The sequence below is a fragment of the Micromonospora sp. DT4 genome (genome assembly GCF_049841675.1).
In the GTDB taxonomy this organism is placed as follows: domain Bacteria; phylum Actinomycetota; class Actinomycetes; order Mycobacteriales; family Micromonosporaceae; genus Micromonospora.
Map to the genome: position 1 here is coordinate 1 of NZ_JBNCKT010000226.1, position 3,513 is coordinate 3,513.

Consider the following 3,513-nt stretch of genomic DNA (forward strand, 5'->3'; position numbering starts at 1 on the left):
GGACCGCAACCACCAACCAGCACCGAATCTTCGCGCACCATGGTGCGCCTCGATGACGGCGCCGTGTTGCTGACCTGGGGTTATCCGATTCGCCCAGGCAGGACGAGGGTCGCGCGGGCGGACACGCCGCCGCCGTACCCACGGTGATCTGCCTCACGGCTGTCGGCCCCGTCTGATTGACTGGTCGCCGTGGACCTGCCGATCAACCCTCCGGTCGAGCCGATGCTGGCCAAGAGCGTCGCCAAGCTGCCCACCACGCCCGGTGTGACGTACGAGCCCAAGTGGGACGGGTTCCGGTGCATCGTGTTCCGCGACGGCGACGAGGTCGAGCTGGCCAGCCGGGGCGGCAAGTCGATGACCCGATACTTCCCCGAGGTGGTCGAGCAGGCCCGCCGGCAGCTACCCGAGCGGTGCGCGGTCGACGGGGAGCTGATCGTGATCCGGCGGGACGGGCCGTCCGGCCAGCCGCGGCTGGACTTCGAGCTGCTGGCCCAGCGCATCCACCCGGCGGCGTCGCGGGTGAAGATGCTGGCCGAGACCACGCCCGCCGACTTCGTCGCCTTCGACCTGCTGGCCATCGGCGACGAGGCGCTGCTCGACCAGCCGTACCCGCGCCGCCGGGAGCGGCTGGTCCAGGCACTGGCCGACGTACGCCCTCCGGTGCACGTCACCCAGGTCACCACCGACCCGGAGACCGCCCGCCGCTGGTTCGACGTCTTCGAGGGCGCGGGGCTGGACGGGCTGATCGTCAAGCCGGCCGACCTGCCGTACGAGCCGGGCAAGCGGTTGATGTTCAAGGTCAAGCACGCCCGCACCGCCGACGCGGTGGTGGCCGGCTTCCGCTGGCACAAGTCCGGCCCGGTGGTGGGCTCGCTGCTGCTCGGCCTCTACGACGACGCGGGCGTCCTGCACCACGTCGGGGTGAGCGCGTCGTTCAGCATGGCCCGCCGCGCCGAGCTGCTCGACGAGCTGGCCCCCTACCGGGACACCGGTGGCGAGCACCCGTGGGTGCACGGCGACCACGAGCGCGGTCAGCGCATCCCGGGTGGGGTGAGCCGGTGGACCGGCACCAAGAACCTGGAGTGGGAGCCGCTGCGCCCGGAGCTGGTCGTCGAGGTGGGTTACGACGCGATGGAGGGTGAACGCTTCCGGCACACCGCCCAGTTCGTCCGGTGGCGGCCCGACCGCGATCCCCGCTCCTGCCGCTACGACCAGCTCGACCGCCCGATCCGCTTCGACGTGGACCAGGTGCTGCGCGGCGATCCGACGGTCACCCTGGACCGGGCCGCCACGGGTCCGGCGTAGCCTGGCCGTCGACCCGACACCGGAGGATCACGTGAGCCGCACCGCCGACCACCCTCGGATGGCACCCGGTCGCCGGGTCCGTCGCAGTCTCGTCGCCTTCGCCATGGTGGCCCTGCTCACCGCCGGCTGCACGCTTCCGGCGTTCGCGCCACGTACCGAGGTGCAGGGTGAGGCCGCGCCGGCCGGCTCGTCGGCCACCTGGCGGCCCTGCCCGGAGGTGGCCGAGGATCTGGTGGGGCGGGGCGCGCCGGACATGCGCTACGAGTGCGCGCGGATCGCGGTGCCGCGGGACTGGGGCACCGGCGGCGGGGCGACGGCCGGGCCCGGCGCCGGCCAGACCTTCGAGATCGCGCTGCTGCGGGCCCGGTCCGCCAAACAGCGGGACCGGATCAGCTCGCTGGTGGTCAATCCCGGCGGTCCGGGCGGCTCCGGTGTGGACACGGCCGTCTACCTCTCGTTCGGGACCCAGCTCGGTGGGCTGCCCGCCTCGGTCACCGAGCGCTTCGACATCGTCGGCTTCGACCCGCGCGGCGTCTCCCGGTCCAGTCCGGTCAAGTGCATCTCGGACGCCGACCTCGACGCGAGCTTCGGCTACGACCCGGACCCGGCGAGCCAGGCGGCGTTCGACGGCTTCGCCGGACTGAGCCAGCGGATCGGGCGCGGTTGCGGGGACCGCTACGGCGACCAGTTGCCCCTGTACGGCAGTGAGCAGGCCGCCCGGGACATGGACGCGGTCCGCGCCGCCGTCGGCGACGACAAACTCACCTACCTGGGTTACTCCTACGGCACGCTGCTCGGTGCCGTCTACGCCCAGCTCTACCCGCAGCGGGTACGCGCGCTGGTGCTCGACGGCGCCGTCGATCCGCAGCAGCGGTTGATCGCCGGCTCGGAGAGTCAGGCCCGCGGGTTCGAGCGGGCGTTCGACAACTTCACCCGCTGGTGCGCCGCCAACGCCGCGCGCTGCCCGATCGCTCCGGACGCCCGCGCCGCCGTGACCTCGGCCGTCGACAAGGCCAAGGTCTCCCCGGTCCGGGGCGACGACGGGCGGGAGGCCACCGCGGGCTGGGTCTTCTACGCGGTCATCTCGTCGCTCTACACCGAGTCCGGCTGGCAGGAGCTGGCGCGAGCCATCGACCGGCTGGCCGAGGGCGATCCGAAGGACGTGTTCCGGCTCGCCGACTCGTACGCCGGCCGGGAGGGCAACGGGCACTATTCGAACCTGTTCGACGCCAACCTCGCGGTCAACTGCGCCGACGAGACCGAGAAGCCGAGCCGGGAGCAGATCCGTCAGTTGCAGTCGCAGTGGCGCACGAGGTACCCGCTGTTCGGTCCGGCGCTCGCGGTCGGCATGTTGAGCTGCGTCGAGTGGCCGGGTGGTCGGGACCCGTACCCGACGGGCCGGGCCAACGGCGCCCCGCCGATCGTGGTGGTCGGCACGACCGGCGACCCGGCGACGCCGTACGAGCAGACCGGTCGGCTCGCCTCCATGTTGGGTGTGGGTCGGGTACTCACCTGGGAGGGCGAGGGGCACACCGCGTACCCGCAGACCTCCTGCATCACCCGGGCCGTCGACGCGTACCTGATCGACCTGACCGTCCCCGCCGAGGGCCTGCGCTGCCCGGCCAAGTGACAGTTGTGCCAGGCTGACCGGCATGAGCGACATGATCTTCCGGGAGGCGGTTCGCGCGGACCTGCCCGCCGTCATCGCCCTGCTCGCCGACGACGTCCTGGGCAAGGCTCGTGACTTCACCCAGGTCGACGAGGCGTACGAAAGGGCGTTCGCCGACATCAGCGCAGACCTGCGGAACGTCCTGATCGTCGCCGAACAGGGCGGCGACCTGGTCGGATGTCTCCAGGTCACCTACATCCCGGGGCTCGGCCGGCACGGCGCCGAGCGCGCCCTGGTCGAGGCGGTCCGGGTCCGCTCCGACCGGCGGGGCCAGGGGGTCGGCCGGGAGCTGATGGCCTGGGCCATCGACCAGGCCCGGCAGCGGGGCTGTGCCCTGGTCCAGCTCACCACGGACAAGTCCCGCACCGACGCGCACCGCTTCTACCTGAGCCTCGGCTTCGTCGCGAGCCACGAGGGCATGAAGCTCCCGCTCTGACCCGCCCGAGACCCCAGCCCGCCGGTAGCGCTAGGGCCTGTCTTGTGGATCATGGTTGGTGGGGTAGGAACATCACGGGTGTCCGGAGTGTTACCCGAGCGCT

The 3,513-nt window shown here is 72.2% G+C and carries 3 protein-coding genes; all 3 read left to right on the forward strand.

Annotated features, from left to right (window positions below; genetic code table 11):
• Positions 1 to 189 precede the first annotated feature (189 nt).
• The 3 genes from ACLQ24_RS28975 to ACLQ24_RS28985 are packed head-to-tail and all read left to right on the forward strand — an operon-like array spanning position 190 to position 3,410.
• Complete coding sequence (locus ACLQ24_RS28975; protein ID WP_425894915.1) at positions 190 to 1,305, forward strand: ATP-dependent DNA ligase; 1,116 nt, start codon at positions 190 to 192, stop codon at positions 1,303 to 1,305.
• A 58-nt stretch (positions 1,306 to 1,363) separates the two neighbouring features.
• On the forward strand, positions 1,364 to 2,935 hold the full coding sequence (locus tag ACLQ24_RS28980; RefSeq protein ID WP_425894917.1) for an alpha/beta hydrolase: 1,572 nt from the start codon (positions 1,364 to 1,366) through the stop codon (positions 2,933 to 2,935).
• 22 nt (positions 2,936 to 2,957) lie between these two features.
• Entirely contained in the window at positions 2,958 to 3,410 is a 453-nt protein-coding gene (locus ACLQ24_RS28985) for a GNAT family N-acetyltransferase (protein WP_425894916.1), read from the forward strand.
• Positions 3,411 to 3,513: the final 103 nt, after the last annotated feature.